Origin of the sequence: Cupriavidus phytohabitans, assembly GCF_017815025.1 — a bacterium.
Classification (GTDB): Bacteria; Pseudomonadota; Gammaproteobacteria; order Burkholderiales; family Burkholderiaceae; genus Cupriavidus.
Map to the genome: position 1 here is coordinate 1 of NZ_JAGIQB010000131.1, position 4,724 is coordinate 4,724.

Sequence of the window (4,724 nt, forward strand, 5' to 3'; positions counted from 1 at the left end):
TGGCCGCAAGAAAGCGGCCTGCATGAAGCGGCTTGGTGTCTGGTGGCACGCCTGGGCTGGGCTCCGCTCGAGTGGAGCGCGTTCGAATTCGGCCAGATCGGCCAGATTGCCAACGCGCTGGCGCGGCTCGGCGGGGACGAAGACGGGAACGCCGTTCTCGCACGCGATGTACTGATGGGGGTAGCGGTGCACCTGGAGTTGTACCCGGAACGCTTCGACAGTGCCGAGGGCCGCCATGTGGGTATGCTGCTCAAGGCTTTCGCCCAGCTGCGGATGCACGACGCGCTGCGGCTGCTCGCAACGCCGGCGCTGGATCGTGTTATGACGCTGTGTCTCGAAGGACGGCTGCGCGAAGAACCGCTGGAGAGTGTGGGCACTCTGTGCATGGGGCTGCTGCCGCTGGCGCGCAGCCCGCAGTTGCAGCGCCACCGGGTGCGCGCCCTGCAGACGTTCGGCGCGCTGAAGCCAGTTGTAGAGCATAAGATCGACGCGTATCTGCGCCAAGCCCCGGGGGGGGCAGGCGCTCGTGCCGGGCTGCGCCTGAAGGATGGCGACGAAGCATGCGGCACGCGCTGTCCGGCCCTGTCACTGTATCAGGTGCTCAAGGCATACACCGTGGTGGCCCACCAGTGGAAGCCGCGCTACATCAGCGGCGAACGCGAGTCGGTGAAGACGCGACAGGAGACTCTGAAGCAGTGGGTGCGACAGACGCTGGATAGAACGCGCCCGCTCATCGAGGCGGATCTGCAGGAAATGAGCTGGAACCTGATTGCGCAGATCGAGGCGGATGAGGTGATCCTGGACGCGCTGGATCTGCGGCTGGCCAGCGAGGCGCATGTGGAGATCCTCACGACGCGTTACCCTCCTAGCCGGTTCGATCTGGCAGCGTGCCACGAGAGCCTGCGCACAGCGGTGGGAGACGTCGTCCCACCCGAACCTGGCGGGGGCGACACCAGGCATGTGACGGTCGACGTGCGGGGACGGGAGCTGGAGCCCGCCGCGTCGGCTGACGGGGTTGAGCCCGCGTATTCGTTTTATTCACGCCTGACCGGCCAGCCGCTGGTCGAGGTGCGGCTGCCTGGGGAGTTAAGCGCCTTCATGCTCGCGCGCACGTTCCATTACAAAGACGAGCCCTGGCGCTTCGACATGTTTGGCGGCAGCCGCCTGACACGGGGGCGGCAGAAGTCAGCGCGGGACATCGCCGCCGGCCGCAGTGCGTCTGCTTCGGTGCTGCCGGCAGTTCGGTATGCCGACAGTGCCCCAGGCAGCGCCTTCATGGAACTGGCGCAGAAGCTGGCGCCGCAGCGCGAGGACTGGTCGCGCATGCAACGCGCGCTCATGGAGATGGTGCCGCCTGACCATGTGGTGGAGGGCACGTTGCGGCTGGGCTGGTTTGAGGACGTGCCCGGGCCGCAGCACCCCTTCAGGCTTCAAGGGCCACACCACGAACGCATCGCGCTCTGTCCAAATGACGGCTGCGGGTTTCTGAGATGGGACGTGGCGATGCGTATTCCAGTGGTACGCGAACATTTCGAGGCATGGAAGGCAGTCAGGGAGGCACGGGGCAGCCAGGCACAGCACAAGCTGGTGGATGGGCAGCAGCCGGGATTTAACACGCTGCCACCGCAGGCCCTGATGCATTTCCCGCGGGATGAGGCGGCGCTTGACGAAGCGCGCGAGGTGATGCAGCGCAGGCTGAACGGGGTGGACAGGCACGCATCGCAGGCGGTGGACTGCCTGACGCTGTACCAGCTGGCCGTAAGCGGCGGTTACCAGGGCCGGCGTATCCGCGCGGTCCCCTCGGCTGACGACAGGCTGTATCTGCCGACGATTCCCCTGCCGGGCTTTGCGCAGTTGCAGGGCGATGTGCTGGTGGGCAAACCGCCGTACGATAAGGAGAACCTATTGCCCATTGCGGCCGAGCAGGTCGTTACGCCCGGTCAGGAGGACGTGACAGCTCGATTTCTGGACCAGTGCTTCGCCATTCAGTACAGCTATACGGGATTCGATGATGATTCGGGCACGGGCGCCGACATGCTGCACAGCAAGGGCATGCTGATCATTCCGCCGCCGGGCTACTGGTCGCCGGATCCGGACCACCAGGGGCTGCATCTGGCCTGTTCGCGGGAGGACCTGAAGACGCTGTCGCGCTGGAAGATCCGGCGCGAGCGCGACGCGCTGCCGCAGCAGATGTTCAGTACGGGCAGCCTGCGGGTCAAGGACGTGCTGTTGCCTGGGCGGCTTGGGGCAATCCCGATTGCGGAGCTGCGCAAGCGGAGCATGGACACGGACGGGGACGATGCGTTCGTCTATGCGGGCTATCCGGCTCTCGCGGGCCACATCCGTCGCGTCATGCAGTCGCGCCAGGCGCGACGGGGTGAGGAGCGCTCGTTCAAGCCGCCCAAGACTGCGCATCCTGCCATCGATGAACGGGGCCGCTACCAGGCGGGACGGGCGCGCGAAATTATGGCCGAGCAGCGCGGGGGCGCGTTGCTGGGTAAAGCCGCCACGCTCGCCATGCGCTTTCTCGCGCAGCCCGATGACCTGCGCGAGGCCATAGCGCGAAACATGATGTTCGGCACCTACGACGGCGTGGAGCGTGATTTGCGCAACGGACTGCGCAGGCGGCTGCAGGGGGACGAGGATGCACCAGCGCTGCAGCAGTTGCAGGTGCAGGCGCATGAGGCGATTGACCGAGCCCATGAGTCGCAAGCGCACGAGGCGGCGAAACTGCTGTATGAGCTATGTATGCAGATGGGAATGGACAGCGTCCAGGCACCGCAGCTTCCGTCCGCGCTGGCGCAGGGTTTCCCCGCACTTGCGAGCGCCTATGAGCAGGCAGACGACACGGCCGGGCGTGTGCACGCGGTGCTGGACAACTACCCGGTGTGCCGTCTGTCGCGCACGGCGTTCCCCGAGGGGCAGCCTGGGCTGGTGCCGGGCGAGCCGGAGCTGTCCATGCGCAACCTGTTTACGATAGCCATAAAGGTTGGCACCGACGCGCTGAAGTCGGACACAGGCACCGATCTCTTTACAAGCGTGATCGAGTGCTGCGAAATGGCCGAACGCCGGTATCCCGACCGTCTGCGTCGGGTACCGTATAGCAAGCCGACGTTGGTGGAAATACGGCACGGGCGCTTCAATCCACAGTGGGCAGACGCTGAGCTGCGGCAGATGCCAACGATGGCAGCGGGTGTCATGCAGGACGCCGTCCGGGCGCTGCAGCAAGCAGAGCTGCTCAGCGTACCCGCTACGCCGGCCGAACGGGCGCAAGAGGTTTCCCAGCAGGAGCTTGAGCAAGAGGCGCTGGCGCTCAATGAACGCGCCCGGTTGGCCGAGCCGGGGATCACGCTGCTGCTGCAGAAAATCATGGACGGGTGCAGTGAGCCCGGACACGCACGGGCGGGTCTGGCGGGCGAACAGAACAGGCTGAAGTCGCCGCGCTCGCTGCAGGACAAGCTGGCCCGGCTGGTTGGTGGAGTGCAGCCCCGGACCCTGGCCCAGGCCAGCGCGCTGGTCAACGATGCGCTGCGCTACAGTGTGGTGCTGCCCGCGGATACGTTTATGGCGGACTATCGGCAGATAATGGCGCAGCTCGCGAAGGCGCATACTCTGATCCGGCGCACGAATCATTTCCTGCGGGACCAAGGCGCTTTCCGAGCGGTGAGCGTCACGCTGAAGCAGCCGAACAGCATCGCATGGGAAATCCAGTTTCATACAGAGCAAACGTTCGGATGCAAGGAGAAGTACCACGATCTGTACAAGCAGGCGCAACGACTTGGATTCGATGGCGCCTCCCGCGACGAGATCTGGAAGTTGCTCGAGCCGGCGCGCAAGGCTTTCCGTGCATTAGCCGTTCCTGCGGGGGTGGAAGATATCGTGGACTGGGAACCGGAAACGGTATTGAACATACAGCCGCGGCCTCAGGCGTCGGCCGCGCCGCGCGTGCCCGCCCCCCTTGCGCAACTGGCCCAGCAGATCAGAAGCCAGGCCGAACGTCTCGAGGGTGCGGTCTCGCCTGTGCTGCAGCAGGCGCTGGAGGGCCACGGCGCGCAGTTGCGCACGGACGGTGGTAGTTGGCGCAGGTTTATCTTTAAGAAGAAGAAAAGCATTGAAGAGAAGCTTGCCCGGATACAGCGCGAGCAGGGTCTGCAAACACTGCAGGAGGCCGCCAGGCGAGTACGCGATGGTCTGCGCTATGAGGTGATTCTCGGTGCAGAGGGATTTACCACGGAAGCCCAGAGTATCCTGACCAGTCTGAAAAAGGCCGGCATGACGGTTATGCGCGTGAACAACAGCTTTACCCGGGAGGGCACCAGCTATGTTGGCCTGAATGTGAACGTGCGCACCCGCGTTGAGGGCGAAGACGCCGACTGGGAAATCCAGTTCCACACCCGTGAGAGCCTGCAGGCCAAGCAGAAGACTCACCGGACCTACGAAAGGCTGCGCCAACTGTCGCCTGATGCGGTGCCGCGCGAGACGCTGGAGAAGGAGCTGCGCGACGCGGCAGCGCGCGTGGCGCGCCCGCAGGGCATCGAGACGATCCTGTCCTTCGATCTCTATGCGGAACCGTCCATTGCCAACGAGAGGCCTGGTGATCCGATGAACCAGCCGTATCGCGGCGCAGCCGCGGATCAAGCACGCAGCTCCGACCTGAACACCGGGCAGTCCTACGGGCCGCACGGTGCCACGCGGAGCGCGCCTGCCGTGACGCACCCAGCCCC

General features: G+C 65.2%; 1 pseudogene. It reads left to right on the forward strand.

Annotated features, from left to right (window positions below):
• A pseudogene (locus tag J8I34_RS33310) lies at positions 1-4,724 on the forward strand (XopAD/skwp family type III secretion system effector); the annotation flags it as partial.